The sequence below is a fragment of the Thauera sp. GDN1 genome (assembly GCF_029223545.1).
Classification (GTDB): Bacteria; Pseudomonadota; Gammaproteobacteria; order Burkholderiales; family Rhodocyclaceae; genus Thauera.
In genome coordinates this window covers 1,655,177-1,671,578 of sequence record NZ_CP097870.1, presented here as the reverse complement: position 1 = coordinate 1,671,578, position 16,402 = coordinate 1,655,177, and the positions used below count along the sequence as shown (strand labels likewise).

At 64.1% G+C, this 16,402-nt stretch carries 10 protein-coding genes and 1 riboswitch; of the genes, 3 read left to right on the top strand and 7 right to left on the bottom strand.

Annotated features, from left to right (window positions below; all coding sequences use genetic code 11):
- Window positions 1-13: 13 nt before the first annotated feature.
- Both CKCBHOJB_RS07635 and CKCBHOJB_RS07630 read right to left on the bottom strand, forming a co-directional pair.
- Window positions 14-2,494 (bottom strand): VIT and VWA domain-containing protein, encoded by a 2,481-nt coding sequence (locus CKCBHOJB_RS07635; RefSeq protein WP_281051377.1) that lies wholly within the window; start codon window positions 2,492-2,494, stop codon window positions 14-16.
- Window positions 2,491-2,988: a helix-turn-helix domain-containing protein gene (locus CKCBHOJB_RS07630; RefSeq protein ID WP_281051376.1), complete on the bottom strand. Its 498-nt coding sequence runs from the start codon at window positions 2,986-2,988 to the stop codon at window positions 2,491-2,493. Before CKCBHOJB_RS07630 ends, CKCBHOJB_RS07635 begins: the two co-directional genes overlap by 4 nt.
- A 199-nt stretch (window positions 2,989-3,187) precedes the next feature.
- Here CKCBHOJB_RS07630 and CKCBHOJB_RS07625 point away from each other — a divergent pair, with 199 nt between their 5' ends.
- The 3 genes from CKCBHOJB_RS07625 to CKCBHOJB_RS07615 all read left to right on the top strand — a co-directional run bounded on the left by CKCBHOJB_RS07625 (window position 3,188) and on the right by CKCBHOJB_RS07615 (window position 6,108).
- Window positions 3,188-3,664: a TIGR02281 family clan AA aspartic protease gene (locus CKCBHOJB_RS07625; protein ID WP_281051375.1), complete on the top strand. Its 477-nt coding sequence runs from the start codon at window positions 3,188-3,190 to the stop codon at window positions 3,662-3,664.
- 175 nt (window positions 3,665-3,839) lie between these two features.
- Window positions 3,840-3,918: riboswitch (SAM riboswitch) on the top strand.
- Window positions 3,919-4,098: 180 nt separating this feature from the next.
- Window positions 4,099-4,266, top strand: a complete 168-nt coding sequence (locus tag CKCBHOJB_RS07620; protein ID WP_281051374.1) for a hypothetical protein — start codon at window positions 4,099-4,101, stop codon at window positions 4,264-4,266.
- A 270-nt stretch (window positions 4,267-4,536) separates the two neighbouring features.
- Complete coding sequence (locus tag CKCBHOJB_RS07615) at window positions 4,537-6,108, top strand: DNA cytosine methyltransferase (protein WP_281051373.1); 1,572 nt, start codon at window positions 4,537-4,539, stop codon at window positions 6,106-6,108.
- A gap of 428 nt (window positions 6,109-6,536) precedes the next feature.
- On the opposite strand, the gene CKCBHOJB_RS07610 is transcribed toward CKCBHOJB_RS07615, so the two are convergent.
- The 5 genes from CKCBHOJB_RS07610 to CKCBHOJB_RS07590 all read right to left on the bottom strand — a co-directional run bounded on the left by CKCBHOJB_RS07610 (window position 6,537) and on the right by CKCBHOJB_RS07590 (window position 16,398).
- Window positions 6,537-8,315 (bottom strand): AIPR family protein, encoded by a 1,779-nt coding sequence (locus CKCBHOJB_RS07610; RefSeq protein WP_281051372.1) that lies wholly within the window; start codon window positions 8,313-8,315, stop codon window positions 6,537-6,539.
- Window positions 8,312-9,319, bottom strand: a complete 1,008-nt coding sequence (locus tag CKCBHOJB_RS07605; protein ID WP_281051371.1) for a PD-(D/E)XK motif protein — start codon at window positions 9,317-9,319, stop codon at window positions 8,312-8,314. The genes CKCBHOJB_RS07610 and CKCBHOJB_RS07605 overlap by 4 nt, the downstream gene beginning before the upstream one ends.
- Complete coding sequence (locus CKCBHOJB_RS07600) at window positions 9,303-12,188, bottom strand: Z1 domain-containing protein (protein WP_281051370.1); 2,886 nt, start codon at window positions 12,186-12,188, stop codon at window positions 9,303-9,305. Before CKCBHOJB_RS07600 ends, CKCBHOJB_RS07605 begins: the two co-directional genes overlap by 17 nt.
- Complete coding sequence (locus CKCBHOJB_RS07595) at window positions 12,185-13,627, bottom strand: ATP-binding protein (RefSeq protein WP_281051369.1); 1,443 nt, start codon at window positions 13,625-13,627, stop codon at window positions 12,185-12,187. The genes CKCBHOJB_RS07600 and CKCBHOJB_RS07595 overlap by 4 nt, the downstream gene beginning before the upstream one ends.
- A gap of 83 nt (window positions 13,628-13,710) precedes the next feature.
- Entirely contained in the window at window positions 13,711-16,398 is a 2,688-nt protein-coding gene (locus CKCBHOJB_RS07590; protein ID WP_281051368.1) for a sigma-70 family RNA polymerase sigma factor, read from the bottom strand.
- Between the last annotated feature and the right edge of the window lie 4 nt (window positions 16,399-16,402).

Sequence of the window (16,402 nt, the reverse complement as noted above, 5' to 3'; positions counted from 1 at the left end):
CACCTGCAATTGGCTAACCAAGCGGCATCGTCTCGTCCCGAAGATCAAAAACGCAGTCGGGCCAGCTCTCCGCCCGGAGCGTGCTTGCAAACACCTGCAGGCGAGCGACGATCGACGCAGCCGCTTGGTCATCCTGCCTGGGCTTCAGCGCCGCGCCCGGGGCCACGCGTTGTGCCAAGGCCTTGAGCCGACCCAGCGTGCCGGTGTCCGACAGCAGCGCTTCGTGCAGATCGCGCTGCGCCATCGCCTGGACGAAGCAGGCGACCACCCGGGCCTCCCCCTCCCCTTCAGCGAGCACGAACTCGAGCCAGTCGAGCACCGCCGCACCGAGACCGATTCGGCGCAGCTCGGCATAAGCTTGCGGCCATTCGGCCTGCGGGTGACTGCTCAGCCACTGTGTCAGGCCAAGGGGAGTGAGGCCTGTGTAATGCGGCTCGAGACACCAGTAACGAGGGTCGTCCCGGGGTGGCTGCCCGGCGTCCTGGTTCGAGCTTCGGCGCAGGAAAGCGGGGATGTCATAGGTCCCAGCCTTGTTGGCCGTATCGCCACGATCCGCACGCCGACCCGAGCGCAGCACCACGGGCGCATCGAAGGCATTGTCGAAGTCGAAATACGCACCGCTTACCGAAGCCAGTGAGCCATAGTGCTCCGGCGCCTCATTGACGCTGAGCGGCGCCATGCAGAGCTCGTCACAGGAGTCGAGACTGCCGAGGCCGCCAAAGCCGGCAGGCAGCATCGAAGGCACCTTCACGAGATCGGGCATGTCCGCCGGCTTGTCGGCTTCGGCACGCGTCTCGACGAGCAGGAAATGCGTCAGCGGGCTGACCAGCTGATACGCGACGGCCAGTTCGAGCGCCTGATGCGATTGGGCGCCCTCGGTCGCGAGCAGGGTTTCGATCTGCGCGGCAACGGCCATCCGGCTGAGTGCCGAATCATTCTCCGCAGCAGTCAGGCAGGCCTCGCCCAGCGACTCGGGGGCTACGGCGTGCATGCGCGTCCCGACCAGACGCACCGTCCCGTCCGGCACCTGCGCAAAGCGTGCCCACACGGTCACCGCGTCACCATCGAACACCGAGCCGGGTAGCGCGCTCATCCACAGGGGCTTCGCGCCGGCCGGCCACGCGAGTTCCAAGGACGCCATGCGCTGCGAGCGCAGGCGCGCAAACATGCGCAGGACGGCCGGTTCCACGGCCTCTCCGGGTGCGACGAAGTCACAGGCCCCGCCGGTCTCGTCGGCCAAGCGGCGCAGTACACTTTCGGCCGGTGCGCTGCCGATACCGACCACGAACACCCGGTGACCCAGCGCACGCGCCTTCGCCACCGTGCGCTCGATGGCGTGGATCTGTCCGTCCGTGATGAGCAGCAGATCGACCGGCGTGGCACCTTCCCCAGCGCCGGGGCTTGCCGCTGCGTCTCCGGCCAGGGCCAGCGTGGAATCCAGCGCCTTCTCCATCTCGGTGCCGCCCAGGTCAGCTTGCAACTGTGCCGCCCAGCGGTGCCCGGCCAACCGGGTCGCGGGGCTCGTGCGCCAAAGCGCGCGCGAGCGGTGCTCGACGGTGCTGCCGAACCGCGACAGCGAGAACCGCTCGCCCTCGCGCAGGCCAGCGACGATGGCCTGCAGCGCGCGACGTGCGGCGGCGATGCTGTCGCCCTGCATCGAGCCGGAGCAGTCCACCAGGATCTTTACCGCGAGCGGATGAACCGAAGCCGGCACGCGCGGGCAGAAGCTCGCCAGCACGGTGACCGCGCCCGACTGCACCGTGTCCTGCGCACACAGGGCGAGCGAATCCTGCACGACCTCATCGAGCACGAGGATGAAATCGCGATCGAGACAGCCACCGCGCGCAAGCGACACGACCATCGCCGTCGTCTCGCCCTCACCTTCGAGGCGCATCGACAGCGGATGGCTCGGCGAGCCGATTCGGGCCCGTGCGAGGGCGCCTTCGATGCGCAGGCTGAGCTCGAACGGATGCACCACCATCAGATCATGTTCGACCACCTGGTGCGGCTTCAAGCCGGCATCGGCGACCGGATCGCCATAACGAGGGGCGATCACGCTGGGCACCACCAGGCGCAGGCCATGCTGCTCGAACTGGAGCACCTGGGCATAACGAAGGCGGACCACACAGGACCCGCCAGGCGCCAGATTGCCCAGATTCAGGGTGTAGCTGGAATCAAAATTCTGCTCGAGCAGGATGGCAGTGTTGCCTTCGGCAATTGCATCCTCATAGCCCTGCTCGGCCTGCTTCTTCTCGACCACCGCACCGGACAGGAGGCGATCGCCGATCTCAACCTCGACCCCGAGCAGAACGGCCGCCCAGGGTAGCGGGAAGGTGTAGACGAGCTCGACATGACGGTCGAACGGGTTGGCAAAGCGCTGTTCGAGGCTCGCCTCGAACAGCGTGCCGCGCAAGCTGCCTTCAAAGCGGGCGCCCTTGAGGGTCATTGCCTCACCCGCGCGCGTCTCGAGTCGTGCCGATTGCTGCTTCATCATTGTTCTCTCGCCTGTCGTTCGTTCTTGTTCGTGTTCGCCCGATCCGCCGGCAAAGCACCGTCTTCTTCACCCCGCGCCGCCTTGAAGGCAGTCATCACGCCCTGGATGAACTGCCTCACCACCTCGGGACTCAGCCCGGCCCGCTGCGGATCGATCACCACCTCGACGCCCTCGGCCACCGCCAGATGGCTGCACACCGACACGCTGCCGATGGCGCGTTCGCGAGCGGGAACCGGCGGCGGGCCACCGTGCAGCAACTCGCGGATGCGCTCGAGGGACACCCCTGCCGCCGTCCACTTCTTGATCAGCAGCAGTTGCTCGAGGTGCTTGCTCCCGTAACGGGCCGCCCGGGTCTCGCCCTGCGGGCGGTCGACCAGGCCGATCTGCACGTAGTAACGCACCGTGCGGGGCGGCAAGTCGGCCAAAACGCAGAGATCGGCGAGCGGGTAGCTCGGCGCGGGGTTGTCGGGCGTAACTGTGCGAGCCGTATTCATGCAGTAATTTTATACACCGTTGCTGTTCATATACAACTACGAGAACGGACCGACGGACGCTTGATATCCTGTCGTCCGGATCGAGGAGCGGAACCCTCTGACCTCCCCTACGCACGAAGCTAAGTGAACGACACTCGAGCACCCCTGCCAAAAAACGATGAGCACTCCTTATCAAGCCACCCGCAGACTCGGACGGCGCATGGGCTTCCTGGCGACCCTGGCTTTCCTCGGATTCGGCTGGGTGACGTTCGATGGCGCGATCACGAAGCGCGAGGACCCCAACCACGCGCTGACCGTCGCGCCCGGCGTCGACGAGTGGGTGCTCCGCCGCAATCGCAGCGGACATTACTTCTCGCCCGGGCTCATCAATGGTCAACCTGTGCGCTTCCTGCTCGATACGGGCGCGACGCACACCTCCGTGCCGGCGCACCTGGCCCAAGCCCTCGGCCTGCGCCCAGGCGCCCCGTCGACGGTCTCGACGGCCAACGGAACGTTGACGGTTCGCGCAACCAGAATCGACGCCCTGGATATCGGGCCATTTCGCTTCGCGGGGGCGCCAGCGCACCTGAACCCCGGGATGCGCGATGATGATGTGCTGCTCGGCATGAGCGTGCTCAAGCACCTCGAGTTCACTCAGCGTGGTGATGTGCTCGTGCTCAGAAAACCCGCAGGGTAGTCCTTCCAGGTTTCGACGCCACCCCTGCTGAGTTCAGCGGGCCGTGGGCGTGGTTGTACTTTGATGGGCCATCAGCACCAAGACGAAGGACTCGGTCCGGCTGATCCGCCCCTGGCTGATTCACCCCTGGCTGATTCACCCCTGGGTTGACAGCCCGCGTCCGCGTCCGCTTTAATCCATCCATCGCGCCGATTTGAGAACACAGCTTGCGGGCGCGTAATAAATGCAGCTAAAGCGGCCACACAAGACCCGCTGAGCCTGCATGGCCAATGGGTCTTTTGCTTTTTGCAGCACCTCACGGGCGCCCAGCGCCCAACCGCCGGCATTAACGACAACTTGCCGGGGCGGATGACAAATACCGGCTAAAGCGTCACCGCCTCTTCGCCCCCGCGAGGCCGGTCACGCCGGCTCAACAGGGGGCGAGGAGCATCACCATGATCAGCACGCAATCCACGGGCGACCGGCGCCTGACCCCCAGCCAGCGCGAGGCGCTCGGCAAGTTCGTCCCCAATCCCTTCTCCCTGGCGCAGACCACCGCGCCCGTGCGCCAGCCGTCGAGCGAACCCCTGCCGATCCGCCCAAGTTGGCTCGGCTGGCGTTGAGCCGGGTCACACGAGGAGGACATCATCATGTGGCCCTGCGCAACCCGTGGCTCCCGCTCCATGGGCGACGTCAGCGAGATCAGCCCGGGTACGCTCGAGCTTGCAGCCATCTTTAAGACAAACAACTTACCTCCGGGTATCGAAGGCCTCTTACGAAGGGTAGAATCTCGGCGCGGTACGCTTTGGCCCCAGAAATTCCCATTGCATACACTGGCGCGCGAGTCGCGCCTTTTTCTTTTTTGACGACAGAAGTCCGACGACCGATAACGCATGGCCCAGCGCAGACCCATCCCCGTAATCGACCTTTTCGCAGGTCCTGGCGGCCTGGGCGAGGGTTTTTCATCGCTCTTGGACCAGGATCGCATTCCTCCCTTCGCCCTGAAGGTCTCGGCTGAGAAGGATGTGACGACTCATAAAACGCTCTCGCTCCGGGCCCTCTATCGCAAGTTTTCCCGAGGTCAGGCGCCCGACTGCTACTACGACCATATTCGCGGGGAACTCTCACGCGATGAGCTCTTCTCTCATCCCGACGCGGCCGAGGCGGGAGGAGAAGCCTTGGAGGAGGCGCGCAACTTCGAACTCGGAAAGGACGACCCGGAAGATCTCGACCGCCAGATCCAGACAGCTCTTGGCGGAGCAGACAACTGGGTCCTGATAGGCGGCCCCCCGTGCCAGGCGTACTCCATCGCCGGTCGTTCCCGCAGGGCGCGGGAGTCTCAGGAGAAGTTCGAGAGCGACGAAAAGCACTTCCTCTACCGGGAATATTTGCGAATCATTCGGAAGCACAAGCCGGCAGTGTTCATCATGGAGAATGTGAAGGGGATGCTCTCCTCGCAGCACGGTGGCTCGCCGATCTTCAGCAGGATCGTGGCTGACCTCTCCTCGCCCGGCGATGGGCTCGAGTATCAGATCCGCTCTCTGGTGAAGCCCGGCGTTGCAGCGGAGCTCGCCCCTCAGGACTTCGTCATCGAGGCGGAGTGTTTCGGCATTCCTCAGGGAAGACACAGAGTCATCCTGTTCGGAATTCGCTCGGACGTCGCACGATCGGTACCGGAACTGTCCTCGTCCCCCGAGATGTTCGTCCTGGGCAGCGAGAATCTGAAGGTAACCGTCCGAGAGGCACTATCCGGACTGCCGCCGTTGAGAAGCAAACTGTCGAAGGAGCCGGACGGACACGAGCAGTGGCTGTCCGCCCTGATGGGAACGGCTGAGGAACTCCGCTGGTATCAGTCCGAGGCCTTGAAGCCGGTCATGGACGAGATGCAAAGGGCTGTCTCGGATGCCCGGCTTCGGAAATCGACTGGCGGGCCATTCATACCTCACGACACGACGAACAACGAGATGCGGGCCAGACTGAGAAACTGGTATCTGGATGAACGTCTTGGCGGAGTAATTCAGCACGAAACGCGCTCCCACATGCGCTCGGACCTTCACCGCTACCTCTTCGCTGCGGCCTACGGGAGAGCCAAGGGCCTTTCACCAAAGATCGCCGACTTCCCCACGCCCCTGCTTCCGAAACACGACAACGTCATGTCGTATAACGTCCCATTTGCTGACCGGTTCCGGGTTCAGTTGGAAGGAAGCTGGTCATCCACGGTCGTCGCGCACATAGCCAAGGACGGGCACTACTTCATCCATCCAGATCCGTCGCAGTGCAGAAGTCTGACGGTTCGCGAGGCAGCCCGGCTTCAGACCTTCCAGGACAACTACTTCTTCGCTGGAAACCGAACCGAGCAATACACGCAGGTCGGTAATGCGGTCCCCCCGCTCCTGGCCCGCAAGATCGCTCGGGTCGTCTGGATGTTCATGGACGTATGGAACAGGAACCGAACTCTCCGATGAGTTCTGAACCTTCGATCCAGCTCGCAAAAAGCTCAGGAAGAGCATTCTGGCAGGCGGCCGAACGCGTCGCGCACTCCCAGACGACCAGCACCCTCCAGCCGGCAGACAGAAGGGCGTCTCGTGCACGCCGATCTCGCTCGATGTTGGCTGCGAGCTTGGCCTCCCAGAACGCTCGACGCGTAGCAGGCGTCGTGGCGTAACGACATCCCGGATGGGCATGCCAAAAGCAGCCGTGCACAAACACAGCGACTCGACGCCCCGGTAGCACTACGTCGGGACGTCCCGGGAGATCCTTCCGGTGCAGGCGAAATCTGAAGCCCGCCGCAAAGAGCGCCTTGCGAACGATTAACTCCGGCTTTGTGTTTCGCCCGCCAATGCCGCCCATCATTCGGCTTCTCGTCGCCGCGTCAACGACGTCGGTCATCGGATCAGCCCCGACGAACCTCGGGAACGTCCATGGACGGAGGCGAGAACGGCCGCGCGAACATCGCCTCCCTGCACTCGGGGCGCTTGGCCCACTCGGAGATCATCTTGCCGTTGGCTGTCTCGTGCAAACGCTCGTTCACCTCCCTCGCCCATATTTCGACCTGCTCGAGGAACTGGTACGAGACGCCCTGGTTGCGCCAGACCTTCTCGAGATCGAACGCGTCTCGGTAGGAGCGCGCGACGACGGCGACCGTGTAGGCGGCCACGTTTGCCAGGAACGCGGAGACCAGCGGACGAGCAGTCTTGTGGACAGCCTTGAAGACAAGAGCCTTAGCGACGAGCTCCTTGAAGTAAGTCGGGTCCGGCACGAGCGGGTTACCAGCCGCCTCTGCCCCGCCGAGTCCCGTCATAAAGTGGTCAAAGCATTTCTGCGTCCCGAGGCTAACGACATCCGGTCGGACTTCCCAAGCCATCATGTATTTCGCCAACTCCGTCTTGGTTATCTTGCGCGAAGCCGGCACGGACTCCTTCAGCGCCTTCAGGCGAGTCGGAGTCGTTCCCTCGCGCAACAGAAGGGTGTTGTAACTTCCCGCCGCCCGCTCATAGAACCAGCGGCCGACCCCGTCTGGGCAGTAGACAGTCAGGGACAGCCGCTCAACCTCCACGTGGAAGGGCTTGTTCGCCGAAAGGTCGGACTGCTTCACTGCAGTCTGGGAGTTCGCGTAGCGCGAGATGTCGGAGACGAGAGCCTCCTCTTTCGCCAGGTCCTCCTCCTTCATTACGATGATTTTCGCGGGTACGCGGACCTTGCTCAGGTCGGTCTCCGGATACTTCTTCTTCGCGAAGTAGATGGACGCCGTGGTCTGCCCCCCGTTTACGATCTGCATCCCGCGAAGCCAGACGATGCCGGGAGAGCCGTCCTCGGCCCGGGCGAGCTTCATCTCGTCGGCTACCAGAACAATGCCGTTGTTGAAGGCCATGAATCGCTCGGGCGCGCCGCGCAGCGTGCTCTGGATGCCGGCGTTAACGTGTCCCTTCTTGACGCTCAGGAAAGAGCGTACGTTGGCCTCCAGCAACCGGGGGCCGAACTTCTCGTATACGTAGCGCAAGGCGTCGCCGGGTACGGCGGTCAGTGCGTAGTCGTAATCGCCCGTCTCGCCGGGGACGAAGACGCACGGCAGCGGCGACCCTGAAACCTCGCTGAAGTCGACGACGAGTTCGTCTCGCGGCTTGCCCTCCGAACGGTGGCGGAAGAGGCGCTCGATGTCCATGACCTCGAGACGGACCGACTTGCCGCCGACGTCCCGGGCCTTGAAACTCTTCGACTTGGCTACCCCGTCCGTAAGGACGAAAACCCGAACCTGCTCGAGGCCGTCGTATATCTCCTGGATGGTGAGCGCGAGGGAGTGGGCGTCGCTGGACGGGTCCAGCTTGTCCGCGAGCCGCCCGGCCGCGCAGAGTTCAAGGAAGCGCACGCACTGCTGGGCCGCCGTCTTCGACTCTTGATCCTGAATGGGCGTCAAGGTCTCGACGCCATCGTAGAGACTGACGAAGAGGTCGAGTTGGTCTGCATCATCGGACATGGCGTAGCCGCTGAGTCGCAGGTTCGCGTTCCCGACCTTTCCCTGAAAATGGCAGACGACGGGTTCGAAGGTCATGCCCGCGTCCACAAGGTGCTGCATGACCACCTCGCAGAAAACCAGTTCGGCGAAGGGAGAACCCTCGCTCATCTGGGCCGCTATCTCTGCCCGCGTCTCAGCGAGAAAGTCGTCGAGGGTCATTCGATTGCTCCAAGTTGAAAGAGGACCTCGTCGAAGTCGTGCAGGAAGTCTCCTGCGTGGTCCAGATTGATTTCGTAGACGGCGCGAGTCACACCGGCCGGGACGACTCCCGGCGTGAGGCGCGGAAAGCCCTCGGACACCGAGAGCACTCGCCTATCCTTCGGCTCGAATCTTCGGGAATACTGGCCGGCGTGGTCATCGGAGTAGCCCGCGACCATGAGTCGCTCCCGCAGGAGGTCGGCCGCCCCAGGTTCGCCTTCGAGACGACGCTCGACCTCGGCGACCATCTCGGGAAGCGTCGCTCCGCCCTCGCCCGCCGCGAATCTGACGGCGGCGAGAAACAAGGGAGACGCGACGGCGTCGTCCAACTGCTCCAGCGAGCCGATCTTCACCGGGAAGCCCGACGAGGACATCGTCGCCTTCACCTCGATCGCCCCGTCCCCGAGGAGGAAGTCCTGAGGGGCGTCGTCCGGACCGACCCAGCCGCTCAGGACGTTCTCATGCGAGACCCCAGCGTCGAGAAGTAGCGCCATGAAGAAGAGTTCTCCTGCCAGCCCAAGCTCCGCCTCGGGGCTGAGAGGCCCCGTTCCGCGCGACATGAACTGCTGCCACATGCGCACTCTGCGCAGCATGGTTTTGAGAACGGAGACTTCTCCCTCGGGAGCGGCGGCATCCATGGCTCCCGCGACGTCGCCCACCATCTCCGCGAAGATCTCGGGACTGCCCGACTCCTTGCGGGACAGGGCTATCCAGGTCATGCCGTCGCCGAACGGGTCCGCCCGAACGACCTCGAACCCCTTGCCCTCGGGAAGATGGTCCGACGAGCTCGGACGAGCCGTCGGGAAACGAGCGAGCAGCGCCTCCTCGTTCCCCGGAAAGCGCCTGGCCGCCACTAGTTCGCAAGCCCCCGCGCGGGCCACGGGGATACCGCGCCAACCCGCCTCCGCTCCGCTTCCGGAGAGGGCCTCCCAAGCGGCGACGAACTCGTCAATCGGCCTGGGCATACTCGGTCTCCCAGAGAAGGTGATCCACCTCGTATTTCACGGTCGTCGTCGAGCGACTCGCGGGGAAGCTGACCCCGAAGCCGACTACGGGCGGAACGCCTTCGGGCAGTTCCGCGCCTTTCGGGTCGATGGGATACAGGAGCAGAAGACCGCGCTGGGGATGAGCGGGAACACCCTCGGCTCCCAGCCCGCGCACCTGACGCACCCAGACCCCTCCGGGGTATTTGGGCGGCTCCTTCCCGGTCTCTTCCGTTCCCCGCCCGGGGTCCTTCGCCCTATCCTCGAGGGTGAGTCGCATGGCGGCGAGCCAGGACTCCTCGTCCATATCGATCGCCTCGTCTCTGGGCGACAGCAGCCGCCCGATGGAGTAATGCTCAGTGTTAGCGTTCGGTTTGCGGGTGATCATGTGCTCAAGGGCGTACTTGCCGCAGAGTTCGAATGGGCCTCCATCGGCGCTTTCGTTCCCTCCGATCACCGCGACGGTCCACGAGGAGAGTTCGCCCTTTGCTGCCATCGCCTTCACGAAGTCGGCCAGCACCGCGCTGTTCACTCTGCGGGCCGCAGGATGCGTCAGATAGGTCGAGAAGAAGTCCGTGACGTGCTCGGCGGGCACGTCCTCCCATAAGAATCCCTTCCACTCCTGAGTTCCCGAGCCGCGCTTGCGGACGATGACGCCGCTCTCGGACGGCGCGCCGGCAGCCCCGAGCAGCCTCTCGGTCGCCGCGAGATTGCGCTCGACGATCGACGGGTCACGATGGAAGGCGACGGTCTCGAGCACCGATCCGCTGAACGAGACTTGCAGGGTCTTCGCGCTGCGCATCTTGATGGGCGACGTGACCATCAGAACGGGATGCGACTGCACCTTCATGCCGTATGTCTCGGGCGTCGCGTGGATCTTCGCCATGGTGTCGAACTCCTGGCGAAGCTCCTCGGCCGCGTCCGCGATGTGGCCGAACCACTCGACGAGGTCCGGGGTCGTGTAGAGACGGCAGAGGTCGAGATAGCCTGGGCGATAGCCGAACCAACGGCCCATCTGCATCAGGGTGTCGTACATCTTGGTGGAGCGGACGAAGTAGCTGACGCAGAGGCCTTCGAGCGTGAGGCCCCGGGCAAGCTTGTCGCCGCCGACGGCGATGACCTTCAGGCCGGTCTCCTCCCGCTCGGCGTAGTCCAGCACGTCGCCTGCCGAGCCGTTGATGGCCCTCACGCCGTTCGCCAGATCCTCGAGCACCTCGGGAAGGACCGCCTCGACGTCCTCCCAGTCGGGAAGATCGAACTCGCCAGCCGACTCGTCCATGGCCATCGCCACGGCGGTCGAGGTGGGCACGAAGTCGTCCTCCCAGAGCTCGCGCCACTCGGCCAGCAGCGCGTCCCTCTCGACCGCGCCGAATCCCCGCAGACGCACGCGGAAGCTCTTCACGAGGTTGTCCACCTGCCTGCGAACCTCCTCCTGTACGGCGGTGTAGCGCGTCACGTGAATCAGCATCGAGCAATGCCTCGAACCCTGCCCCCTGAGAATGCGCACCGCGCAGGAGAGCACGAAGGCCGAAATCGCCTCCCTGAGCGACGGCGGAACCTCGTCTCGTCCCTCGAACAGGGGCACGTGGGCCTTGTTGTGCCTCGGAGGCATCCAGCCCTCCTCGCCCGTGGCGTCAGTCTGGTCGTTCATCTCCCGGGTCAGAGGTAGTCCGCCGACCCTGCCCTCGGTCGAGCGAAGGCCGAAGACGCGGGCGGGGCCGACGTAGTTAGAGGGGGCCGAGATATTGACGATGAAGGACTGGGGGAAAAGGTCGGGCCCCTCCTCCTTCGTCGCCTTGCGGCGGTCTATGAAGACGTTCGCGAACGGCGTGGCGGTGTAGCCGACGTACGCCTTGCGGGCGAACGAGTGGAGGATCTTCCGGATGCGACTGTTGATGGCCTTCGGCTGATACTCGTCGTCCACGGTGCCGTCCTTGTTCACGATCTGATCCCCGGTATCCACCGAGGCGTGGTCGGCCTCGTCGTCGATCAGGAGCAGCGGGAAGCCCGAGACGAGAGGCCGTCCATCGGAGTCCTTGGCGTCAGCAACGTGGTTGCGAATCCATTTGAGCAGACGTTCGAGCACCGTCTTGTTCTTCTTGACGACGAAGAGCCACGGCCGCTGCTCCGGCGAGATGGCTAGGTGCTTCGCGACCTTTGTGTTGAAGTCCCCGTTGTCCGAGCGATTCGTCGCGCAATTGGGTCGAATCTCGGCGTCCCGGGCGTTCTCGCCGACGCCGATGTAGCGCACCACGTCGTTCTTCGCCGACGTCTCGTAGCCCAGGAATCCTTCTTCGAGGCGAATCTGGGTCTGCGAGCGCAGATTGTTGTGCAGGCCGGCGAGGACGATGATGATTTTGTAGCCCGCGTCGGCCGCCTTGCAGATCAGGCCCGTGTAGTTGCCTGTCTTGCCCGACTGGACGTGACCGACGACGAGTCCGCGACGATCCCAGGCGCCCTCTCGCAGAGGGTCTTCGAGCAGTTCGAGAATCTTGTTCGTCGCCTCGTCCAGCGCGTCCACCGCCTTGACCGACATCTTGCTTTCGAGGAAGTCGCGGTAGCGCTGCCAGTAACGCCAGTCCTTGCGACGGGAGGCTTTGAGCCAGTCCTTGTGGCCGGTCTTGTCGGAGAGCGTCGTAGCTCCGCCGATCCAGAGGCTGAACCGGCGGATGAGCTCGGCGACGGCCTCCTTCCTGTCGACGTCCTTGCCCGGATAGAGGTTGTCGGCGACGAAGTCGACCTTTTCTGCGATGAGGGTCGGGGTTACCGCGCCCTTCTCCATGTCCGCCGCGAGCGTCGTCTGGACGATGCTGACGAGACCCTGAAACACCTTGCTCTGCTCTTCCGTCACCCTGCATTTCCTTCGTCGGACTTCGTCGCCTCGGGAAGCGCGGCGACGAGTTTGGGATAGTTCTGAAATGGCTCCGTTGAGGACAGCGCGCGAACAGCCGCCTCCGGCGTCATGCCGCGCCGCCCGACCATGTCCCTGAACAGGGTCAGAAGAACCGTCCTGACGCCGTCCGGAGCCGTTTCCGGCTCGCCGGAGAAGCCCGTTCTGGGGGTGTCCTTGTTCTCGGCGGTGTCGAGCCAGATGCGCTGGATCGGCACAGTCTCCTCGACCACTCGAAGCATCGCCTTCACGAGGTCCTTTCGATCGCCGCAGGCGTCGATGACGGCGGTGACGGCGGGATGTCCCTCGTCTATGCGATAGCGGACGCCGCTGCGCAGATGCTCGACCCGCCAGGCCTGCTCGATCGGCACGCCGCCGGGACCCGGCGTAGGCGATCCTCTAAACGCGAAGACCTTTCGCGCCTTCTCACGGGTGTTCTCGGCCAGCCCCGTCAGCCAGGAGCGAACGAAGACGGGCGGCCTAGCTGTGGACTTCCTCACGTCGATCTTCCAGTCGGCGTCGGCGGAGTTCGGGATATCCACCCTGATCCGCGCCAGTCGATGCGACTCCTCGCGATTCCAGGCCCTTCCCCTACCGAGTCCGAGCCATCCTCCTGCCAGCAGCAGGCGCCTGTTTCGGTAGACGTAGAAGCCCTGCTGGGACGTCCAGCCCTCGGGACCGCCGGCCTTCGAAAAGTCGTCTTCGGAAAGCTTGTCCTTGTGGGGAAGCACGTGGCACTGCGCCTCTACGGTACCGGAAGGAGTCGAAATACGGGCGACGGGGGACTCCCACGGCTTGGCCGGATGCCCGGTCATGAAGGGGTCCCAAGGAGCCACAGCCCTGTCGTTAACGAAAAGCCGGAAGTCGGACCTGTGCCCCTCGATGAGACGATGGAAAACCATCGCGAGCCGCGACTCGACGTCAATGGCGAGCTCGGCGAAGTGGTCGAAGTTCGAACCGGCAGTGACCACGCGATCCATGCGCTCCCAGAGGACGAGGGTCCCCGAGCGCAGGGCCGAGAGAGGCTCCAGGAAGCGCTCGGAACCCTCGGCAGGCCCCTCGAACATGCGCCATCCGCCCTCCGGGTCCGAGGCTATGGCGTCGAGATCCCAGCGCAGGCAGACGATCTCCTGTCCCTCTCGCTTCGACGCAACGGTGAGGCTGCGACACTGCGAGAAGGACGCCGTCTTCAGACCGAGACCGAAACGCCCAAGGTCGGTCGGAGACCTCTCGTCCAGCGGGTTGATCGTCCCTAGCGTCATGGCCGCTTCCAGTTCCGGATCGCTCATGCCGCGCCCGTCGTCCAGAATCGAGATTCGGCTTTCAGACCCGCTCCACACGAAGCGCAGACGTGCCTGGGAGGCCCCAGCCGATATCGAATTGTCCACGACGTCAGCCAAGGCTGCAGCTGTCGAATAGCCTAGGCCCCTTAGAGCCTCCATCATCGCCCCGGCCTTTGGTGGAGCATGTCTCGTTCTATTTGTCATTTTGCGAACACGTCCCCCTGAAGCTTGCGAAAACCGGAGGCGAGCAACTTGCGCCCAAAGCCTCTGACCTTGGCAGGAGCACGGTACGGGGAAACGATCCTCAACTCGCCGCCATGCGCTCGGCGGTCGTCAACCTGGAGACCGAGCGCCCGCGCCTCATCTGCGAGTATCGAAGCCGGATCGTCATGGGAGATCAGTATCTTCGAATTTGGCTCAGCTACTTGAGAGAGCGCCCCATTCAAGCTCCGGACGGGCGTTACTTCCACGAACGCCCTGGCATCGAGTTTCGGCCCGGGCTCCTCGTCAGCAGATGTTTCACGGCAAATCAGATACTCACGAGCGACCGGCGACTGCCCGCAAGACGTGGAAGAATCGTCAGCCAAATATGATGTGACTGCTTTGTTGCTCCCCTTCTCGGCCTGCAAGGACCGCGACGTGGGCGCATACCTTTCGCCCATGAAGTGCCACAGGATCTCTCGCCTGTCCCGATTAGATAGTCTGCGCATCGCCTTGGATTCGATCTGGCGAATACGCTCGCGCGTCACTCCGAAATGCTGCCCGACCTCCTCGAGAGTCATCGCATCGTCGTCCGTGAGACCGAAGCGCAAAAAAATGACCTCCCGACTGCGCTCGTCTAGGTCCGCCAGCATTCCGAGGAGGGTCCTACGCAGCGACGCTATCTCGGCGACCTCGGCTGGGTCCCAAATCTTTTCGCCGAGGAGACCGTCCGCTCTCGACAGGCCCGAGTCAGGGTCGACTTCGTCCAAGGAGGCCACGTCCTCGAACATGGCGAGAAGCATCCGGGTCTTGGCAAGGGGCATGCCGATGCGTCGCGCGGTCTCAGACTCCAACTCTGGACGACCTAAACGGGCCTCTGCCAACTCCCGCTCACGCAGGACCTTTCGCGCCGTATCCTGAATGTGGGTCGGGGCCCTGACTACTCGGCCCGTATCAGCGATCGATCTTAAGACCCGCTGCCGAATCCACCAGGTCGCGTAGGTGGAGAACCGGAAACCCCTGCGCCAATCGTAGCGCTCGACAGCCTTCATCAAACCGATATTGGCCTCCTGAACGAGATCGTCGAAAGGAATGCCCGACCAGAGATGTTTCTTGGCGATGGACAGAGCGAGCCGGAGGTTGCAGAGAATCATGCGCTCCCGCGCCTTCGCCTGACGATCGAGAGCCTCGACGAAGTCGCACCCTGCCTGGTCTGCGCCGGCCTTGTCGGCCAGTTCCATTAGGAAGCCGCGCGTCAGCCTAGCCTCATCCAAGGCCTCAGTGGCCCTGCGAGCGTCGCCTCGGGCAGCTTCCACGGCGGCGACGGCGTTCACAAAGAAGGCGGCCTCCTTGTCGAGTTCGGATTCGTCATCCTCGTCGTCACCCGTTCCGAGCGAGCGCGAGAACGGTTCCTCGTCAGACGACGGCTCTGGTCCCGCGCTGAAGGACTCGGCTTCGGCCTCTCCTGCCGCGACACGAGCGGCGGCGTCGAACACGGCGGACAGGCCCTCGGGCCATGAGGCGAGAGCGGAAAGCGCCGCTCGACCAGCCTCCTCCATCTCTCTTCCTAGGGCGATTTCCTCCTCGGCCTCGAGAAGATCTCCGCGAATATCCTTCGCGTAGAACCTGAACGGGTCGTTGCGCCCCGAGGCGAGCTCCTCGGCGAATTCGGCGGCCTCCGTCAGAAGGCGCTCCTCCTCCATGGAGGGTTCCGACAGGAAGGGTTCGTCCGAGCCCGTCCATTCGACAACAGTCGCCCCGAGCTCTCCTGCCACGAGGGCGAGAAGCCTCTCAGCCTCCTCGTTGCGACTGCCGTCGGCGTTCGAGCAGACTTCGATCAGCTGGCCCTCCGAGACCATTCCCTCGCGCAGCGCGACGAGAAGAAGGTCTCTGACGGCCCCGCCGCCCTCGTCGCGAGCGAGCGGAGCGGCTCTGACAGGCAGGTGAAGATCGACGTCTCCCCAGTCCTCATCGCTGTCCACGACTTTGTGGCGCCCGATGGCCTCGTGAACCTGTCTAGCCGCCTCCGCGACAGTCTCGTCGCCCTCAGGGGCCGAAATCTCCTCTTCCGCCTCCCAGTCGTCGGCGAAGAGGTCGTTCAGCGGCTCGTCGTCCAGCGCGAGGATGGCCGGTTCGTTCGCGGACACGACTTCGGTGGTCGTGGCGCCCGAAATTTCGAACGGAACGGGGGGTGATTCCACGATCAGCTTAGGCGGCTGCTCATCGTCGACCGGCGAAACGACCTCAATAGTGTCTTCCGATACGGACGGGGCTTCGGTACCGAGCGTTTCGACCGTCTGATGCGTGGGCTCCGGCTCGACGTCCCGCACGCCCTCGACCTCATCTACGGTCAGCTCGGCGATCTCATCGACAGGTTCGTTCGAAGGTTCGGGCGCGGCGAGACGCGCCATGGCCTCGGTCAGAACAGCGATGGTCTCGGGGCACCCGCCTTTGACGGCGTGAGCCAGCGCGTCCATTCCGCTCTGGTCGGCCAACGTCGGGTTTGCCCCGGCGTCCAGGAGCAACCTGACCGCTCCCCTTCTCCGCCTGCCGGCCGCCAGGATCAGAGGCGTCGCGCCTGACCCGTCCCGCCCGTCGAGATCGTCGCCCCGCCGAATGTGCAGCTTGATCGCCGTCTCAACGCCCGAGATGGCCGCGAGACGAAGGAGCGGGTTGAGCTTCCTCATGGGG